Here is a 15,723-nt window from a genome sequence, read left to right on the forward strand (position 1 = left end):
CGCCAGATAGGCCATGGTCATCGGGGACCTCCAAGGAAACTCCGGCCTTCGGGGCCGGGACGGAATCGGACTCCTGCGGAGCGGGGCAAGGGGGCGGGGTTCGCCCCCCCCAGAGCGCATCCTGGGCGGAGCAGGCAAGGGGGTGGCGTGCCCACGACGTATTCGCATCTTCCGTGGGCGCGCCCCGACCGGAGACGAGCGGCCGGTTCGCCGCCGGCTGTGCGGGGCCGGCCCCGCAGGTGCGTGCGCCGGCTCTGCGGGAGGGGGTCAGCCGACGGCGAGGACGAGCTTTCCGCGGCTGTGGCCGGCATCGCCGGTCTGCTGCCAGCTGCCAGCTGCCCGGATGTCCGCCGGGTGGGCTCGTTCGCGGATCGGAGCCGCGGAGCTTCGGGCCGTCACCCGGCCCGGTGCAGCGCCTGCGCGCTCTTGTCCTGTGTCTCGATGACGTGGACGCACCGGTCGAGGGCGGCCACCATGTAGCGGCGCCAGAGCGGGGTGAAGGGGCCGGCGAGGATCCAGCGACGGCCGGGCAGCGGCTTGAACTCGTAGGTCCAGCGGATGAGTGTGCCGTCTCCGTCGGGGTTGACGTTGAACTCGCCCCGGATGCCGGCCGCGAGGCGGGAGAGGACGTTGGTGAAGCCGGTCAGCTGGTAGGCGAAGCTGGAGCCCGGTACGTACTCGGTGAGTTCTTCGTCGGCCTGGGAGCCGTCGTCGAACTGCGGATTTCTTCGCGGGCCCGCGTGGTCCCAGGCCTCGGTCTGGTTCTTCACGCCGCTGATGCCGGGGAACGGCGCCACCGGGCGGAAGACGGTGGGGAGGTCGATGGGCGCCAGGATGTGGAAGGCGTCCTGGGGTGCCGTGCGGGTCCGCTGCTGGACGGTGATGGTGACGGTCTTGTCGGCCGGGCCGATGAGGAGGGTGGTCATGGTTCAGCTCTCCGCCGAGGGGAGGGTGGGGTAGTCGGTGTAGCCGCGGTGGTCGCCGCCGTAGAAGGTGGCCGGGTCGGGCTCGTTGAGCGGGGCGCCCGTGCGGACGCGGCGTGGCAGGTCGGGGTTGGCCAGGGCCGTGGCACCGACCGAGACGGCGTCGGCCAGACCTGAGTCGATGTCGGCGAAGCGGGTGCCGAGCGGGGTGCCGCCGCGGTTGACGATCAGTGCCGTGGACCACTGCCGGCGTACGTGCTGCAGGAGTTCCTCGTCGGGGCCCTGGATGAGGTGCAGGTAGGCGAGGCCGAGCGGGTCGATGGCGCTGAGCAGCGCCGGGTAGACGTCGTGCGTGTCGGGCTCGGTGATGTCGTTGTAGGGGTTGCCGGGAGAGATGCGCAGGCCGGTGCGGTCGGCGCCGATCTCGGCGGCCACCGCGGACGTCACCTCGGTCGCGAAGCGGATGCGGTGGGCGACGGAGCCGCCGTACCGGTCGGTGCGCTCGTTGGTGTGGGAGGAGAGGAACTGGTGGACGAGGTAGCCGTTCCCGCCGTGGATCTCCACGCCGTCGAATCCGGCGGCGACGGCTGCCGCCGCCGCACGGCGGAACTCGTCGACCACACCGGCGATCTCGTCGGCGGTGAGGGCCCGGGGGACGGGCATCTGCTGGAGGCCGGTGGCGGTGAACATGACGCCCTTGGGCTGTACGGCCGAGGGGGCGACCGGGGTGCGGTGGTGCGGGGTGTTGTCCGGGTGGGAGATACGGCCGGCATGCATGAGCTGGACCACGATGCGCCCGCCCTCGGCGTGGACGGCGTCGGTGACCTTGCGCCAGCCGGCGATGTGCGCGTCGGTGTGGATTCCCGGCGTCAGCAGGTAGCCCTGACCGTCTTCGGAAGGCTGGGTGCCCTCGGTGATGATCAGGGCCATGGAGGCCCGTTGCCGGTAGTACTCGACATTGAGCTCGCTGGGAGTGCCGTCCGCCAGGGAGCGGTCACGGCTCATGGGCGCCATGACGAGCCGGTGCGGCAGTCTCATGGCACCGATGGTCGTGGGGGTCCAGACAGTCATGGGTGAGCGCTTTCTGATGGGGTGGGAGTGAAGGGGCTGGGCCGTGTTGCGAAAGTGGCGTCGTCTGCCCGGAGGGCAGGCCCGGCGGCGTCCGGTGCGTGCAATCGCACGGCAGAGGGGTGTACCGATCCTGGGCGTATCGGGATGATCCCGACAAGGCGGCGAGTGCGCGTGCCAGACGCCGCCAGACAGACGGGACTTTCGCTACACGGCTAGAGGGAGGCGAGGACGCGGACGCGGTCGGCGATGGCGCGGCGGGCGACGTCGGTGGTGAAGGCGATGGAGTCGAATTCGTGCGGGACGCCGGGGTGCAGGTGGAACTCCACGGGGACGCCGGCCCGGCTGAGCTTGGTCGCGTAGGCGAGGTCCTCGTCGCGGAAGGCGTCGAGCTGGCCGACCTCGATGTAGGCCGGGGGCAGACCGGTCGCGTCCTCCAGGCGGGCGGGAGCCGCCGTGGCGGGGACGTCCGGCCCGCCCGCCGCGTCGCCGAGCAGCGCCGGCCACGCGGTGCGGCTGTCGTCGTAGGACCACAGCAGGTACGGCTCGATGTGCGGGTCGGGCGTGGTGGCGCGGTCGTCGAGCATCGGCATGAGCAGGATCTGCCGGGCGATCGCCGGACCGCCGCGCTCCCGGGTGAGGATCGACAGAGCCGCAGCCAGTCCGCCCCCGGCGCTGTCGCCCATCACTGCGATCCTGCCCCGGTCGACGCCCAGTTCGCCGGCGTGCTCGTGCAGCCAGCTCAGGGCGGTGTAGGCGTCCTCGACCGGTGTCGGGAACGGATGCTCGGGGGCCCGGCGGTACTCGACCGACAGCATCGGCACCCCGCTGGCGGAGACGTAACGCGAGACCGGTCCGTCGAACAGGCCGATGTGGCCGAAGATGTAGCCGCCACCGTGGAGGAACAGCACCGCCGGCCCCGCTGCGGCGCCGGTCTTGGCGTACCAGCGCATGAGGATCTGTGTGCCGTCGTCGGCGGTTGCGTGGTACTCGGCGGTCGTGACGTCGGCCGGGACCGGCTGGGCCGCCGAGGCGGCACCGATGATCGGCTCCCACATGGCGCGGCGGGCGGGCACGTCGCCGACCGCGGGGGGTATGGCGTGGGCCATGGCCTCGGCCATGGGGGCGAAAACCTGGGCGAACTCGGGGTCGAAACCGAGTGACATGGCGGTCCTGTCTTTCTGGCTCATGGTTCTGAGCCGGTGTGAGGCGTGGGGTGTGGGGCCGTGTGGCCCCGGTAAAATGTGGCTGGGGCTGGCATGGATCGCGGGAGGCTGCGCTCTGCCAGGTCCGGCAGGCACGGCAGAGCGCAGCCTCCCGCGACGGGTCGACCGCTCGCGGGGGCACGCGACCCGTAGGGCGGTGCGGGACAGCCCTTAGGTAAGAGAAGCGGCGGTGGGAAGGACGAGGACCTTGCCGGAGAGCGCGCCTTCCGCGGCCTCCGCGTGCAGCGCCGGCAGCTCGGCCAGCGGCACCCGTCGAGCGATGTCGACGCGCAGCGCTCCGGAGTCGACCAGCGTGACGAGCCTCGCGAGCTGCGCGGCGTCGCTGTTGACGAAGAGGTTGACGCCGCGCACGCCGCGCTCCTCGTCGGAAGGCGCGGGCATCCACACCGTGGTGTTCACCACGATGCCGCCGTCGCGGACCACGGAGGTCAACGCGGCCAGTTGCATCGGATCGACCGGTGCGAGGTTGAGCACGACATCGACCAGCGCGGACAGTTCGGGGACCCCGTGGCCGAACACCTCGTCGGCACCCGCCGTCCTGACGCGTTCACTGCTGCGCGGCCCGGCCGTGGCGATCACGTGTGCGCCGGCGTGCTTGGCCAGCTGGACGGCGTAACCGCCGACCGCGCCTCCAGCACCGTTGATCAGCACCCGCTGGCCGGCAGTGAGCTTGGCGTGGTCGAAGAGGGCCTGCCAGGCTGTGAGCCCGACCAGCGGCAGCCCGCCCGCATCGGCCAGCGGGATGCTCGCGGGCGCCGCCGTCAGCAGGCCGGCCGGTGCGAGCACGTACTCCGCCGCCGCGCCGGCGCCGGTCATGGGAAGGAAACCCACGACCTGGTCACCCACCCTGACCCTGTCCGCGCCTTCGCCCAGCGCGTCGACCGTGCCCGCGACGTCGATGCCGGGGGTGTGCGGCAGGGTCACCGGGATGGGGCCCTGCATGAAGCCCGCGCGAATGTTGCCGTCGACCGGGTTGAACGACGTCGCCGCCACCCGGATCCGCACCTCCCCGGCCGCGGGGACCGGCTGTTCCACGTCCTCGTAACGCAAGACGTCCGGAGTGCCGTACTCATGGAAACGCACTGATTTCATGACAAATGCCACCTTTCAGGGCAGGGGGAGATGCCTCGCATCTGAAGCATCGTGAGACCCGGGCACGCCTCGGCTACGAGGCAGTGCCTTCAGGGGGTGTGAGGGGCGACAGTCGCTAGGGCGTGTGTCGAAAGTAGCGCCGTCTGCCCGAAGGGCAGGCTCGGCGGTGTCCGGTGCGTGCGATCGCAAGGCGGAGGGTCGCCCCGATACTGGATGTATCGGGGCGATCCCGACAACGCGGCGAGTGTGCGTGCCGGACACCGCCGGGCAGGCGGGACTTTCGATACACGGCCTAGACGGCGGTCAGGAGCTGAAGCTTGCCGTGGCTCGAGGAACCGGGCACGGCGCTGAACACCAGCAGCGTCTGACACTGCTCCGGATCCAGCAGCATCTCGGCGTACAGCTCCAGCTCACCCAACTCGGGGTGCAGGTAGCGCTTGAGGTCGTGATGATGGGTCACTCCCACCTCGTGCAACCGCCAGATGTTCGCGAACTCGGAGCTGGCCTCCAACAGCGCCGCGACGATCTCGCCGGCTTTCCCTGCGGGGTCCGCCGTGTACGCGTCCCGGATCTCCGCGGCGAAGACCCTGCCCCGTATCGGATGGTCCTCGACGGGGTACAGGCTGCGAACCCGCGGATCACCGGTGAACCAGCGGTAGACCAGGTAACGGGACATGCCCGAGTACTGGGTGTAGTCACCGAGCAGGGCGACCGCCGGGGGCGTCTGCAGCAACGCCTCACCGAGCCGCGACAGCACGATGGCGGGCACGTCCGAGAGGCCGGCGACGATCCGCGTCATCGTGGGGCCGACGTAGTCGCCCCGCGGGATCCGCCGCGGCGCCGGGTTCCCGCCCAGAAGGAACAGGTGGTCCTGCTCGCTCGGGTTGAGGCGCAGCGCCCGGGCGAGCGCGTCGAGCATCCGCTCCGACGGCACCGGACCCCGCTGCTGCTCGATCCGGCTGTAGTAGTCGGCCGACATCCCGGCCAGCACCGCCACCTCCTCGCGGCGCAGCCCGCCGGTGCGGCGCCGCTGCCCGCGGGGAAGCCCGACATCCTCCGGCTGCAACGCCTCACGACGCGCTCGGAGAAAATCTGCCAGCAACGCCCGGTCCATCGTCCGACCTCCTCTGTTCGACAGCGCAATCTTGACGCGAACCGGAGACCGGATGAAGGGCAGTTCTAACCCCGGACAAGTTGTCCCTGTCTAAGGGCTGTCCCGCACTTCCCGGCGGGCGCGCGACGACAGCTACGGCACCTCGCCGCATTGTCGGAACATCCCCATACATCCCGTATGCGGACGCTCCGCCGTGCGATGCACCGTATCCGACGCCGCGCGCCGATCCACCGGGAAGTGCGGGACAACCCTGGGAACCGGCAGTGCGACCACCGAGGTGGACAGATCCTTCGTCCGGGTGGTGCCGTCGCCGAGGTGAACGAGGGCGTCGTTCCCTACGGCGTGGTGCGCTCCGTTCTCACCGCGCCGGAACCGGTCTCCTGTCCCGTGGTGCGGGCTGCTCGGGCGTAGCGGGCGGCGAGAGCCCCGAAAGCGTTGGCCAGTTCAGGCGGGCCGATGACCTCGATGTCGGTGTCGAAGCGACCGATGGCGGCAGCGAGCCCGGCCCATGACCAGGAGCCGAGGACGAGTCGGCAGCGGCGGGGGCCGAGTTCCACGACGATCCCGTCCTGGGCGAAGGGCGCGACATCGGCGGCCGGGCGGTCGAGAACGACCTCGCCTCGGCAGGGCCAGTCGGTGGTGGTGCCGTCGTTGCCGCGGAATCGGCTGGTGACGAACGCGGAGACGGTGCCGCCGGGGAGGTCGCGCGGGGCGAAGCGGGGACCGGTGGGTACGCGAGGGCGGACTCGGTCGGCGCGGAAGGTACGCCAGTCCTCGCGGTGGAGGTCCCAGGCCACCAGGTACCAGCGATGGTGCCGGACGACGAGGTGGTGGGGCTGCACACGACGGGCTTCATCGGCCCGGGTCGGGGTGCCTGGGCCCGGTACGTAGTCGAAGCGCAGTTCCTCGTGGGCGTGGACGGCCCGGCTCAGCTCCATCAGGACCTGCGCGTCGACCTGGGGGGTGTCGCCGGCCGCCGCGGGCGGTGGGACGGCGGTGATGTGCAGCAGGTCGATGCGGTGGCGCAGGCGGGGCGGCATGACCTGGCGGAGGGTGGCCAGCGCGCGGGAAGCGTCTTCGGCGACGGTGGTGCCGACGGCCGCCGTCCGCAGCGCGACGGCCAGGGCGACGGCCTGCTCGTCGTCGAAGAGCAGGGGCGGCAGGTGAGCGCCCGCCTCCAGGCGGTAGCCGCCGGCCGGCCCTTTCACGGTCGTGATCGGGTAGTCGAGTGCGCGCAGGCGGTCGATGTCACGGCGGACGGTGCGTGAGGTGACGCCGAGACGCCCGGCGAGATCATCGCCGGACCAGTGACGGGTCGTCTGAAGGAGCGAGAGCAGCGCGAGCAGCCGAGCGGACGTCTGGTGCATGCCCTCCATGGTCCCTGAAGTACCGGACACACCCTGTCCTCCACCCCTGCCATCGTGCGTACGAGCCGTCCGGGAGGCAAGCCCCCTGGTACCGGCCGCCGCTACGCGTCGGCGGCCGACGGCGCACATGTGTCACACATCGAGGCAAGGAGCAGGTCATGTCCGTCACGACCACCACTCACCTGAACTTCCGGGGCACCGCGCGGGAGGCGCTGGACTTCTACGGGTCCGTCTTCGGCGGGCGTACTGTCGCGGTCACCTACGAGGACGCGGGCGCCGTACGGAACGAGAGCGAGGCGGACTGGCTGATGTGGGGCGAGGTGGCCGGCGACAACGGCTTCCACGTCATGGCCTACGACGTGCCCTCGCAACTGCCCTGGAACCAGGGCGAGAACCCGTTCTTCGTCTCGGTGCGGGGAGACGACGCCGAGGAGATCAGCGCCCTGTGGGACAAGCTCGCGGAGGGCTCGACCGTCGTGAGTCCGCTGGAGCCGGCCCAGTGGGCGTCGCTGTACGGCATGCTCACCGACCGTTTCGGCGTCACCTGGGTCCTGGACGTCACCGCTCCGTACAACGGCTGAACCAGCTGACCTGCACCTGACTATGCCTACGCCGTCCGGGCTGCCGCAGTCACACGGGCGGCCCGGACGGCGCGGGCACATTCCGCGGGCGGTGCACGATCAGCACCTGTCCCCGGAGCGGCGTCACCGGGTGGGGATCGGCTGAGTGAGGTTCACCGGATTGCCGTCGGGGTCCCGGATGTGGGCGACGCGCTGTCCCCACGGCATGTCGTTGGGGCCGCCGTGGACCGAGCCACCCAGCGCCACCACCCGGCCGAGCGTCTCGTCGACGTCCTCGACACCGATGCTGAGCAAAATCCGTGACGCAGCGCCAGCCTCCACGTTCGCGTCGGCCACCAGCCCGAGATCGGTGTCGCCGATGCGCAGGCCGAGGTAGAAGGGCGTGCCCTCCGCCGGTACCCGGGAGATCTCCTCAGCGCCGAACAATTGTGTGTAGAAGCCGAGCAGGACGTCCTGGTCGGCAGTGACGATCACTGGCTGGATGGTGGACATGGCACTCCTGTCGAGAACGGTCGTGTCGCTGGGTGGACTGTTCGAGGAGGGAGAACTCATCGGCACGTCCGCCCCGCCGGACTCTCCCTACCACGGACGGGCGCCAGGACCAGCGCGAGACCACGTAGGCCGGCGCCCGCCGCGGAACCCGACGTCGTCCGACCTGAGTAGTGGGGCGCCTGGAGGATCCCGGCTCCCGCGCGGTCGCCACCGTGGATCGACTTCCGGTCGGTCTTCCGGTCAAGGCCGCCGCGACTGCCGGCCGCGAGTGCCGCGGTCACGACACGAGAGGTCCGGGCCACGGATGCCCGACGGGCCTCGGCACCGGCCATGAGCCAGTCAGCGGTGCCGGTCGCTTCCCCTTGGCGAACCGCCGGACGATTCCTGCCGGTCCTTCGCCCTCACCGGCCCGCGCCGTGCCGGGCAAGACCGTCGAGGATGACGTTCATCAGAGGCCGCGCCCTTGAGTCCCACTCGTCCCGGTCCAGTCGGCTGAGGTAGGCGATGAGCAGGAGGACCCCGTGGGCGTCCGCGTCCGCGCGGATGGTACCTGCTGCCTTCCCGGCGTCCAGCAGCTGACCGAGGGCGCCCTCGATGGGGTTGTGGCTGTGGGCGACAAGGTCCTGCCACGCCGCCGCCTCGAGCGCTGCCAGGACGCCGCGCTTGATCTCGGCGTAGTCGATCACTCGGTCGAGCCAGTGACGCAAGGCTTCCGCGGGCTCGTGGTCCGCCAGCAGAGCGGAGGCGGCGGCCACGAGTTCGTCGACATCGCGCCGGTAGACCTCGGCGAGGAGCGCTTCGCGGTTGGGGAAGTTCCGGTAGAGCGTTCCCTGTCCTACGCCGGCGCGCTTGGCGATCTCGTTGAGGTGGACGTCGCTGGACTCGGCAAGGGCCGCCCGGGCGGCCTCCAGGATGCGGGTCCGGTTCTGCGCCGCATCCGGACGGCGTGCTGGTGCGCTCATAGGCCTCTCCTGACGTTCCCCCCACCACAAACGGACACGTGTCCGGTAGGGTGGGTCATCCAGCGGACACGTGTCCACTTTACTCGGAGGCAGTAGTGCTCTCTCTTCACGGCAAGATCGTCGCCATCACCGGAGCCAGTGGCGGCATCGGCGAGGCCACGGCCCGTCTGCTCGCCCGACGCGGTGCCGCGGTCGTCCTCGCGGCGCGCCGCAGTGAGCGCATCGACGCCATAGCGCAGGACATCCGGGAGGAGGGGGGCCGTGCCGCCACGTGCGTCGTCGACGTCACCCAGGCCGAGGACCTGCAGCGCCTGGTCTCCACCACCATCGACCGGTACGGCCGTCTCGACGTGCTGGTGAACAACGCCGGCGTCGCCCCGATCAGCCCACTGGCCGACCTGGACACCGAGAGCTGGTCGGCCATGATCGATGTCAACCTTCGCGGCACGCTCAACGGCATCGCCGCCGCACTGCCCGCCTTCCGCGCGCAAGGGGCGGGCCACGTGGTGAGCATCGTCTCCGTGGCCGGGCTGACCGTGTCCCCCTCGATGGCCGTCTACGCGGCGACCAAGAACGCGGTGCGCACCATCCACGAAGGTCTGCGCACCGAGTCCACCGACGGGGTGGTGCGCACGACAGCCGTCTCGCCGGGATACGTCCGTACCGATCTCGCCGACTCCATGACCGACCCGCACCTCCGCGAGCAGACACGAAAGAACATGGACGCGGTGGGCATTCCTCCGGCGGCAGTTGCCCGTGCGGTGGCCTTCGCCATCGAGCAGCCCGGCGACGTCGAGATCGGCGATATCACCGTTCGCCCCACCGTCCAGGCGTGACACCAGCTGTCCCCGGCCACGTGAGAGCGGAAACGCGCACTCAAAGGCCGCTTGTGCAGGCCAAGCCAGGTGAGTGCCCCACGCGAGCGACCCGCTCGGGCGCGTATCCCCGGAGGTACTGAAAACCACTCCGTAAGGCGCGGACCGCCGTGCCCGGGGGAGCGAACCACAGCAGGGCCCATCCGGGCGAAGGCCGCCCGTGAGCGCTGTCGGTACCGATACGAGGGCCATGAGCAGCCGCTTCTCCACCTTCAGGATGCTGGCGTGGTGGCGAAGGCCGCGCCTCCTGCCCCGCCGCCACGTTCGTCAGTGCCGGATGCTCGGGCCGTCGTCGGCTGCGGGGTGGAACGGGTGAGGCGTCCGGTGCGGGCCAGGACCGCGACCGCGGCGGCGCATCCGGCGCCGGTCGTCGCCAGGGTGAGCCACCCCAGCCAGTTCACCCCGCGCGCGTGGGCATCGTCCCCCAACGCCCCCCGCACGGTCGGACGGGAAGCGTGCCCCGGGTGCCCGGCCACGCCCCCGGGCCCCCGGGCGTCCGTCAGGACGTCCCCGGAGGCCCGGCCCTGTACGGGGCGCGGCTGAGGCAGGCGCATCAGCCGCTGGTGGTCCAGTTGTGCCACCTGCCGTTGTAGTGGCAGTTCTGGTAGTAGCGGTAGCCCTTCTTGATCACGTAGACGATGACGCAACGGCGCGGTGAGCCGGTGCCGTTGTCCCCCACCATGTCGTCGGCACGCCCGTGGCCCGGCATCTCCTTCCAGCCCCCGGCGTTCTTCCAGGTGTGCCAGATGTGGCGGTTCGGCGCGATGACGAAGACCTCGTCGGTCCGCCCGTCCCGGTTCCAGTCGATGTAGCCGGCCTTCAGGTCCGTGCCGCACATGTAGTGGCCCCGGTAGCCCCACGCCTTGACCGGGCACGAGTTCGAGGCTGCGGTGGGCGCGCCGGTGGGGGACGACACGGCCGGCAGCGCGGTGCCCGCGAGCCCCGTAAGGGTCGCCGTAGCGACGAGGAGCGTCCTGGTGGCGATGTTCATGAGCCCTCTCCCCTTCCCGCTCAGCAGACCACGGTCCGGTCGTACCGGCCGCCGACCGTCTGGAAGAGCCAGCCGGACCCGTTGGGCATGGACGTGCACCCGCTGTCCGACCAGTTCTTGACGATCACTTTGACGTGCATGGTCCTGCCGCAGAAGTTGCGGAGGTGGACCCGGACTCCCCCCTCGGGTTTGTTCGTGACACTCGTGCGTTCGATGCAGGCGGGGGCGGTCCCGGCGGCGGCGACCTGTCCGGCCCTGCGGTCCTGTCCGGTGTCGGCCCGGTCGGCGGCCGTGGCGCCGCCGACGAGGCCCAGGGCGAGGGCGGTTGCTGCGGCTGACGCGGCGAGAGCCGATGTGATACTGCGCATGACTTCTCCTTCTCCGTCGTGACGGGTGAACGGTGCGAGCGGTGGACCGGGCCGCACCGTCCGGCGTGGCCCTACCGAGATTGCTGGCCAATCTCGAACCGGGCCAGGGGACTCGGGGCGGGTGGGACACCGTGGGACGTCCCCCGCGTTGACCTGCGAAGACATGGGGCGGGATGCCGGATTGCCGGGACACCGGACCGCTGTGCGGAGTGGCCGACAAGGTACGGGCGGGGGGTGGGGGCAGTAACCAGGAGCCTGCGCCCGGGTTGACCACGGTCGGAATACGAAGAGGGTGGAGGGCTCCACGGCCCTGACGCTTGACGGAGCGAGCCATGCCGCGTTGGAAGGCACTGCCGGATCTGCTTGACCGGAGAGTCCGTCAGCTGGTCGTACAGCTGAGGAGAATGAAGGACCGCAGCGGGCTGAGCCTCACCTCGCTCGCGGCCAGGACGGAATACAGCCGGTCGTCGTGGGAGCGTTGGCTGAACGGAAAGGCGCTGCCCCCACGTCGCGCGGTGGAGGAACTGGCTCGGATCACGGAGACGGAACCGACCCGGTTGCTGGTCCTGTACGCCGTGGCCGAGCAGGCGTGGCAGCAGCGGGCCGCGCCGTCGCCGTCGGCCGACGTGGAGAGCGAGGAGGACGAGGAGCGGCAGGGCGCCGCCGGTCCGGCCGTACCGGCGGCGCCCCCTGACGAGGGGCGCGCCTCGGTGCTCAGCGGGCGTCGGGCGGGAGTCCCCAGGTCCGTCTTCGCCGTCGCCGTGGCCGTGGCCGCGGTCGTGGGGCTGGGGGTGGGGGTGCTGGCGAGCGAAACACTGCCCGGTGACCGCGACAGCGGCGGAGCGGGTACGGCGTCCCACGGACCGCCCGTACCGTCCGGTTCCTCCGCCCGGTCCGTGCCCGTCACGCACGGGCCGGCGGGTTACGTGTTCGTACCGGGTACGTCCTATCCCTGCACGGTGCACCGGGTCGGCGGCCCGGACAAGGGCGTCCTGGTCGCCGGCTACAGCACGACCCGCACCGCCGTCCTCGCCGGACCGGGCTGGGACGTGGTGGAGGCCCAGTGCCTGCTGAGGCACCACAGGATGGACCCCGGCGTCGTCGACGGAGTCTACGGACAGCAGACGATCGCGGCGGTCGTGCGGCTGCAGAAGAAGGCGGGGCTGCCGGCGGACGGCATCGTGGGCCCCCACACCTGGGAGGTGCTGCGCGAATGACCACCCCCGCACCCGAATGCGCCGCTCTGGCCGAGGGACTCCGCGCGGTACGGGCCCGCACGGGCCTGAGCCTGGCGGCCCTGGCCGAGCGCACGCCGTACAGCAAGTCCTCCTGGGAGCGCTATCTCAACGGCAAGCTGCCGGCTCCCCGGCAGGCCGTCGAGACGCTCTGCGCCATGGCGGGTGAGCATCCCGGGCGGCTTCTCGCACTCTGGGAGCTGGCCGACGCCGAGTGGAGCGGACGCGCCCGCTCCACCGCTCGGCCGCCGACCTCCCCGGGGCCGGGTACACCGGACGGGGGGCGGACGACTCCCCACACCCGGCAGGCCACGCGGCGGCGCCTGCCAGCCCTCGGCGCCGGAGCCGCTGTGGCGGCCGCCGCGCTGACCGCCGCCCTGTGGCTGCCGAACCACACCTTCGGCGATCCGGTGATGCCGGGCTCCCCGGCACTGGATCCGGCCCCCGGCTGCCGGGGCAGGGCATGCGACGGCAAGGACCCCGCCCGGATGTTCTGCGGCCTGCCCGGCCGTGCCGACGTGCTCGGGCCGCACCACCGCACCCGTACCGGCGCACAGGTGGAGCTCCGGTACAGCACGGTGTGCGCCGCAGCGTGGGGGCGGGTCTGGCACACGCGGGTCGGGGACGCGGTCGAGGTCTCGGTGCCCGGCGTACCGCCGCGCCGTGTGGTCATCCGGACCACGGCCGATACGAACGCGTACCGCTTCACCCCGATGCTCGGCGGAGACCACCGGTCCGATCTGCGGCTCTGTTTCCTGCCCGCCGACGGCGCGGCCCGCGAGTGCTACCGCCCATGACCCCATGACGCGCACGTGAGGAGCGGCGTCGACGCGGGTGTCGTCCCCGGCCGACGTGCGCGTCGTGCAGCGAGGTGAACCGCTCGCGCGAAGGCGCGTGCCGGGCCGGCCCTCACGGGAGGTGACCGAGGTCCGCGCCGAAGGGGCAGCGAGATGATCTCGAAGCCTTGATCTGCTCGGATTCACGTGCGGCGGCGTGCAGCGGGGTCGCGCTCGGCGACGTGCCGGGCGACCGGGTCGACGCCGGGACGGGCGTATCCCTCCAGGGACTCGACGGATGCGTGGCGGGAGCGGGCCAGCACCATCGGGGTGGAGGTGCCGTCCTCCGTGTCCGCGCTGATCGCACGTCCTCAGCCCCTGCCGACATCGCGCTTCGCAGGCCCAGGAGCACCAATTTGCCCTGCACTTCCGCGAATTCGGTCCCTCCGGTGCCCGCCCATGAGCCCGTTAGGGTGGCCCGGTGACCGACGCGAGCATGGACAGAGTGAACCGTTTCCGGACCGAGGCGGCATCCCGGGGTCTGCCGTCGGAGGAGGTGGAGGAATGGATACGTGTCGCCCTGCCGGCGGTGTACGTGGCGGAGGGCGGTGAGGGTCCCCTCGTGGCCCAGGTCGGCGGCGATCCCGTGCTGCCGCACGACGTGCCGAGGCCGTCCGATCCGTTCGTGGCCTCCGTCGACCTCGCCGCCCTCCCGCCTGATGTCACCGGCCTCCCGCTCCCCGCCGACGGCCACCTGCTCCTCTTCTCCGGCACCGATGTGCGCGGCATCGGGGGACAGGTGTCCGACGCGGTGCTGTACGTCCCCGCCGGGACCGCGGCAACCCCGAGCCCTCTCGCACACAGCCGGCGCGCGCCGTACCGGCCGCGTGAACTGCGCACGGTCTGGTACCAGCCGAGCGCGCAGATGCCGGAGAGCTTCGCCCTCGACAGGTGGGGCGACTTCCCCGAGGACGAGCAGTTCGAACTCGCCGACGAAATCGGCGACGCCTGGGCGCATGGGGGCGGCTACCGCCCTTCCTGGGCCTTGCAGATCGGCAGTCATCCGGTCTCGCCCCAGAACGACCCCGTTCACTATGCCCGTGAGCCGGAGGAGACCGGCCTCTCCGAGCAGGGCGGTGCGGCCCAAGGGGAGAACGTCGGCGACTGGGCTCTCCTGGCCACCTGGAGGTGCGGCGACGACGTCACCGAACTGGACTCCGGCGTGGCCCACTGGGTGATCCGCCGCCGGGACGTGGCTGCCCGGCGCTTCGACCGGGTCCACCGCTACGTCGAAATGGCCTGAGCGCGAGGGGCGGGGACGGCCGGTTTCCCGGCGCTCACCGGCCGCCCTCCCTTTTTCACGCTCTCCCGGGTCCGTGTCGTCGCCGTGTCGATCGGTCTGCCCGCACCGGGCGCCGCCGCCCCCTGCCCCGGCCCGCCCCGCCCGCGGAGGGGAGGGGATACGGTCCGTGTACACCCGTGAGGCGCTGCTGCGCCCGGCTGAGTCTCGCGTGGTGCTCCCCGGGCCGCTGCAGCAGCAGTAGGGAGGCGGGGCTGGGCAGCGGTCGTCGGATCGCGGGACCGATCGGGCGCCGGGGCCGTAAGGCCCGCCCGCCGCCCGTGGCCTGCCGCCCGCCGCCCGCCGCCCGCCGCCCGGCCGGCGGGCTCAGCGGAGCAGCAGGTCGCGGATCGCCTCCGTGATCTCGTCGGGCGCCTCCTCGGCCATGAAGTGCCCCGCGCCGGTCAGCCGGTGGTCCAGGTCCGGCGCCCACGCGTGCCAGAGCGCGGCGGCGTCGTAGCCCAGTCGCGCGCCCCAGTCCTGCTGGACGACCGTCACGGGCATGGCCAGTTGGGAGCCGGCGTCCTGGTCCGCCTGGTCGTGGGTGACGTCGATGCCCGCGGAGGCCCGGTAGTCCGCGACGATCGACGGCACGGCCGCGGCGCTCGCCCGCAGGTACGCGGCGCGGACCGGTTCCGGTATGGCGGCCGGGTTCCTGGCCCAGGCGTCGAGGAAGGAGCCGAAGAAGACGTCGGCGCTGTTGGCGATCATCGTCTCCGGCAGCCCCGGCGGCTGCGCCATGAGGAACAGGTGGTAGCCGACCGACGCCGGGACACCGTGCAGGACGTTCCACATGTCCAGGGTCGGCACGACGTCAAGGACGCCCAGGTGTGTGAGGGTCTCGGGATGGTCCAGTCCCGCCCGGAACGCGACCAGGGCCCCCCGGTCGTGACCGACCAGGGCGAAGCGTTCATGGCCGAGTGCCGCCGCCAGAGCGACGACATCGGCGGCCATGGTGCGCTTGGAGTACACCTCGGGGCCGGTGGCCGCCGGCTTGTCGCTGGCTCCGTAGCCGCGCAGGTCGGGACAGATCACCGTGCGCTCGCCGGCGAGCCGCTCGGCGACGTGCCGCCACATCAGGTGGGTCTGTGGGAAGCCATGCAGTAGCACGACCGGGCTGCCGCTGCCGCCGACGGCGGCAGCCAGCTCCACTCCGCCGGTGCCGGGCAGACGGACGTGGTCGAAGCCGGGGATGAGGAGAGTCACAAGAGGCCCCTTCCTTGGGTCGGTGGACCGGCGAAAGCCTTGGTCCGGGGACTGACCGGTTCAGCGTGGGCGACGGCGATCAGCAGCCGATCAGTACGCGTCGGCGCG

At 71.6% G+C, this 15,723-nt stretch carries 17 protein-coding genes; 5 read left to right on the plus strand and 12 right to left on the minus strand.

Features of this window, described 5'->3' with window-relative positions; genetic code table 11:
- Positions 1-395 precede the first annotated feature (395 nt).
- The 6 genes from ACH4VO_RS28000 to ACH4VO_RS28025 all read right to left on the minus strand — a co-directional run bounded on the left by ACH4VO_RS28000 (position 396) and on the right by ACH4VO_RS28025 (position 6,790).
- Complete coding sequence (locus ACH4VO_RS28000) at positions 396-926, minus strand: SRPBCC family protein (RefSeq protein ID WP_360993651.1); 531 nt, start codon at positions 924-926, stop codon at positions 396-398.
- A 3-nt stretch (positions 927-929) separates the two neighbouring features.
- A complete protein-coding gene (locus tag ACH4VO_RS28005; RefSeq protein WP_360993654.1) occupies positions 930-1,994 on the minus strand; it encodes an alkene reductase in 1,065 nt (354 codons plus the stop codon).
- A 212-nt stretch (positions 1,995-2,206) separates the two neighbouring features.
- Positions 2,207-3,181, minus strand: a complete 975-nt coding sequence (locus ACH4VO_RS28010) for an alpha/beta hydrolase (RefSeq protein WP_360993657.1) — start codon at positions 3,179-3,181, stop codon at positions 2,207-2,209.
- Positions 3,182-3,367: 186 nt separating this feature from the next.
- Positions 3,368-4,309, minus strand: coding sequence for an NADP-dependent oxidoreductase (locus ACH4VO_RS28015; protein ID WP_360993660.1), 942 nt, complete (start codon positions 4,307-4,309; stop codon positions 3,368-3,370).
- Positions 4,310-4,601: 292 nt separating this feature from the next.
- Positions 4,602-5,423, minus strand: a complete 822-nt coding sequence (locus tag ACH4VO_RS28020; protein WP_360993663.1) for a helix-turn-helix transcriptional regulator — start codon at positions 5,421-5,423, stop codon at positions 4,602-4,604.
- 335 nt (positions 5,424-5,758) lie between these two features.
- The gene (locus tag ACH4VO_RS28025) at positions 5,759-6,790 is read right to left on the minus strand and encodes a WYL domain-containing protein (RefSeq protein WP_360993666.1); all 1,032 of its coding nucleotides are present in this window, start codon (positions 6,788-6,790) and stop codon (positions 5,759-5,761) included.
- 158 nt (positions 6,791-6,948) lie between these two features.
- Between ACH4VO_RS28025 and ACH4VO_RS28030 the strand changes: the two genes are divergently transcribed.
- Positions 6,949-7,371 carry a VOC family protein gene (locus ACH4VO_RS28030; RefSeq protein WP_360993669.1) on the plus strand — a complete coding sequence of 141 codons (423 nt, stop codon included), beginning with the start codon at positions 6,949-6,951 and terminating at the stop codon, positions 7,369-7,371.
- 123 nt (positions 7,372-7,494) lie between these two features.
- On the opposite strand, the gene ACH4VO_RS28035 is transcribed toward ACH4VO_RS28030, so the two are convergent.
- Positions 7,495-7,863: a VOC family protein gene (locus ACH4VO_RS28035; protein WP_360993671.1), complete on the minus strand. Its 369-nt coding sequence runs from the start codon at positions 7,861-7,863 to the stop codon at positions 7,495-7,497.
- A 401-nt stretch (positions 7,864-8,264) separates the two neighbouring features.
- Positions 8,265-8,825: a TetR/AcrR family transcriptional regulator gene (locus ACH4VO_RS28040; RefSeq protein ID WP_360993674.1), complete on the minus strand. Its 561-nt coding sequence runs from the start codon at positions 8,823-8,825 to the stop codon at positions 8,265-8,267.
- Between the two features lie 95 nt (positions 8,826-8,920).
- On the opposite strand from ACH4VO_RS28040, the gene ACH4VO_RS28045 reads away from it, so the two are divergent.
- Positions 8,921-9,661, plus strand: a complete 741-nt coding sequence (locus ACH4VO_RS28045) for an SDR family oxidoreductase (protein WP_360993677.1) — start codon at positions 8,921-8,923, stop codon at positions 9,659-9,661.
- A 592-nt stretch (positions 9,662-10,253) separates the two neighbouring features.
- Here the strand turns inward: ACH4VO_RS28045 and ACH4VO_RS28050 are convergent.
- Both ACH4VO_RS28050 and ACH4VO_RS28055 read right to left on the minus strand, forming a co-directional pair.
- Complete coding sequence (locus ACH4VO_RS28050; RefSeq protein WP_360993680.1) at positions 10,254-10,691, minus strand: hypothetical protein; 438 nt, start codon at positions 10,689-10,691, stop codon at positions 10,254-10,256.
- A 20-nt stretch (positions 10,692-10,711) separates the two neighbouring features.
- Positions 10,712-11,059, minus strand: coding sequence for a hypothetical protein (locus ACH4VO_RS28055; RefSeq protein WP_360993683.1), 348 nt, complete (start codon positions 11,057-11,059; stop codon positions 10,712-10,714).
- A 332-nt stretch (positions 11,060-11,391) separates the two neighbouring features.
- Here ACH4VO_RS28055 and ACH4VO_RS28060 point away from each other — a divergent pair, with 332 nt between their 5' ends.
- Both ACH4VO_RS28060 and ACH4VO_RS28065 read left to right on the plus strand, forming a co-directional pair.
- Positions 11,392-12,276: a peptidoglycan-binding protein gene (locus ACH4VO_RS28060; RefSeq protein WP_360993685.1), complete on the plus strand. Its 885-nt coding sequence runs from the start codon at positions 11,392-11,394 to the stop codon at positions 12,274-12,276.
- On the plus strand, positions 12,273-13,091 hold the full coding sequence (locus tag ACH4VO_RS28065; RefSeq protein ID WP_360993688.1) for a DUF2690 domain-containing protein: 819 nt from the start codon (positions 12,273-12,275) through the stop codon (positions 13,089-13,091). The genes ACH4VO_RS28060 and ACH4VO_RS28065 overlap by 4 nt, the downstream gene beginning before the upstream one ends.
- A gap of 182 nt (positions 13,092-13,273) precedes the next feature.
- Here the strand turns inward: ACH4VO_RS28065 and ACH4VO_RS28070 are convergent, their stop codons facing one another.
- A complete protein-coding gene (locus ACH4VO_RS28070; protein ID WP_360993691.1) occupies positions 13,274-13,396 on the minus strand; it encodes a PmrA in 123 nt (40 codons plus the stop codon).
- 155 nt (positions 13,397-13,551) lie between these two features.
- On the opposite strand from ACH4VO_RS28070, the gene ACH4VO_RS28075 reads away from it, so the two are divergent.
- A complete protein-coding gene (locus ACH4VO_RS28075; RefSeq protein ID WP_360993694.1) occupies positions 13,552-14,373 on the plus strand; it encodes a DUF1963 domain-containing protein in 822 nt (273 codons plus the stop codon).
- A 363-nt stretch (positions 14,374-14,736) separates the two neighbouring features.
- Here the strand turns inward: ACH4VO_RS28075 and ACH4VO_RS28080 are convergent, their stop codons facing one another.
- Entirely contained in the window at positions 14,737-15,615 is an 879-nt protein-coding gene (locus ACH4VO_RS28080; protein WP_360993697.1) for an alpha/beta hydrolase, read from the minus strand.
- Between the last annotated feature and the right edge of the window lie 108 nt (positions 15,616-15,723).

Source organism: Streptomyces sp. NPDC020780 (assembly GCF_044334475.1).
GTDB lineage: Bacteria > Actinomycetota > Actinomycetes > Streptomycetales > Streptomycetaceae > Streptomyces.